This is a genomic window from Actinomadura chibensis NBRC 106107, assembly GCF_001552135.1.
Taxonomy (GTDB): domain Bacteria; phylum Actinomycetota; class Actinomycetes; order Streptosporangiales; family Streptosporangiaceae; genus Spirillospora; species Spirillospora chibensis.
In genome coordinates this window covers 1-2,151 of the sequence record NZ_BCQP01000118.1, presented here as the reverse complement: position 1 = coordinate 2,151, position 2,151 = coordinate 1, and the positions used below count along the sequence as shown (strand labels likewise).

The 2,151-nt window shown below is 73.0% G+C and carries 3 protein-coding genes; 1 reads left to right on the top strand and 2 read right to left on the bottom strand.

What is annotated here, in order from left to right; genetic code table 11:
- Window positions 1-154 precede the first annotated feature (154 nt).
- Together ACH01S_RS41675 and ACH01S_RS44230 are read right to left on the bottom strand one after the other, a co-directional pair.
- Window positions 155-991, bottom strand: coding sequence for an STAS domain-containing protein (locus ACH01S_RS41675; protein ID WP_067905853.1), 837 nt, complete (start codon window positions 989-991; stop codon window positions 155-157).
- 3 nt (window positions 992-994) lie between these two features.
- Window positions 995-1,369, bottom strand: a complete 375-nt coding sequence (locus ACH01S_RS44230; protein WP_148344637.1) for a hypothetical protein — start codon at window positions 1,367-1,369, stop codon at window positions 995-997.
- Between the two features lie 382 nt (window positions 1,370-1,751).
- Here ACH01S_RS44230 and ACH01S_RS41665 point away from each other — a divergent pair.
- The coding region (locus tag ACH01S_RS41665; RefSeq protein WP_255220393.1) for an alpha-amylase family glycosyl hydrolase at window positions 1,752-2,151 on the top strand (400 nt) is incomplete at its 3' end.

The following is a 2,151-nucleotide window of genomic DNA, read 5'->3' as shown; positions in this document are numbered from 1 at the left end:
GAGAAAGCCGACGTCGGACCTGTGCGGGCCGGTGAGGGCCGTGCCGCGCGGCAGCGCGTCCGGCCGGGAAAAGGGAACGGATTCGGAAACGGAATCAGGAACGGCAAAGGAAAGGAGAAGCAGAACCGGGACCGGACGACGCGCGGGAGCTGAGTCAGACGGGCTCGGCGCTGAGCCGGCGGTCCTGGCCGGTGCGGCAGCCGGTGAAGACCGAGCCGAGCCCCTCCCGGTCGATGATCTCGCGGAGCCGGGCGGGCAGCGCGGGCAGCGACAGGCAGCCGCCGTCCGCCGCGACGCGCCAGCGGATGCCGAGCAGGATCGGCAGCGGGTCGCAGCGGACGCCGAGCCGCTCGTGCATCCGCACCATGAGGTGCCGCAGGTTCCTGCCCTCGACCATGGTGGTCAGCGTCTCGCCGAGGCGCGGCACCGTGGCCTCGTCCAGCACGCCGGACAGGTGCACGACGGTGTGGTCGCCGTCACCGGCCGCGGACGTGGTGATCGTCAGCTCGGACGGCGCGGGCGGGTGCGGCGCGAGCCCGGCGTCCCCCGGGTGCAGGGCGCGGATCGCGTCCAGCACGTGCGAGGGGTCGGCGTCCCCCCGGCCGCGCGCGGGGACGGGCTCGGCCGTCGCCGCCGCGACGTCCGGGAACACCGGGACGAGCCCCGCCAGCCCGGTGATCCGCAGCGCGCGCCGCACGTGCGCGGCGGGCGCGGGCACCACGGCCCGCAGCGCGCAGCCGAGCAGCCGCGCCCGGGTCTCGGCGCGGGCCAGCAGGACGAGCCCGGCCGCGTCCAGCAGCACCGCGTCGCCGAAGTCGACGACCACGCCGCGGCGCCGCCCGCCGCCGGGTCCGGCGGCGAGGGTCAGGGCCTTGCTCACCCCCTCCCGGATCCCCGCGTAGTTCCGCCAGCTGATCTGCGCGGGCAGGCTGAGCACGATGAACCCTCGCCGGGTCTCGATGCTCAGGCCCGGCACGGTCGTGTCCTTCATGGGTCACATCCCGATCGGGGTTCTCGTGGCCGCGCGGGCGGACCGGCGCGGCGCGGACAGGTCGGCGGGCCCGGCCGGCGGCAGCCCGGCGCGCCGCAGCGGCGGCGCGGCGGCGCGGGCCGCGGAGGCGTGGGAGCCGGGCGGACTCGACGCGGGCCGCGCGTCCGGATACGGCGGGCGGCCTCCCCGCACGACGCCCGTCAGCCGGGACGCCGCGAGACGCTCGATGATCCGCTCCTCGGGCCGCACCCCGAGATGGGCGCAGCAGCACCACAGGTCGTCCACGCAGCGGCGCACGTTCTCTGCCGGGACGTCGGCGAAGCGAACGCGCAGCCGCGCCACGAGGTCATCGCGCGTCGGTACGACCGATGGCGACATCTCCCAGCGCTTCACTGTCCCTCCGATCGCTTTGGGGACGGACGTTTTTCCGTCCGAACTGAGTAGAACCCGTCGCGATGACGGGTTCTGAGCTTGGAAACGACCTACCCGCGGCATCCGGCGAAAAAAGCGACGAATCTAAAAACCCGGACATGACACAACCGTCGCGCGGCAAGCGTTCGGACGCGTCCGCGCCGGGGAAATCGGCGGGATGGACCGGGCGGAGGGGCGCCGAGGGGTCCGGGGCGCTCCCCCGCCGGAACGAGAACCGCGGTCACCGTCTGTACTGAACCTTTTACGGATGGTTGCCTGTCGCGAACGTCGTTCCGGCGGACGGGGGGAATCGCTGATCTAGATGTCTCCAACGCACCCGGGGTGACCCATGCACGGCCAGCCGACGCACGACACGCGCACCACGTCCGACCAGGTCACCGCCCTGGAGACGGAGGCACGCCCGCCGGACGCCCGGACGGCCCCCGACCCGTTCGGCGCGCACACGCGGAGCACGCCGCATTGGTTCAAGACGGCGGTGTTCTACGAAGTGTCGGTGCGCGGGTTCGCCGATTCCAACGGCGACGGCTACGGCGATCTCCGCGGCCTGATCGGCAAACTCGACCACCTGCAATGGCTCGGGGTCGACTGCCTGTGGCTGCTGCCGATCTACCAGTCACCCCTCAAAGACGGCGGCTACGACATCTCCGGCTACACCCAGATCCTGCCCGACTTCGGCGACCTCGGAGACTTCGTCGACCTCATCGAACAAGCCCACGCCCGCGGCATCC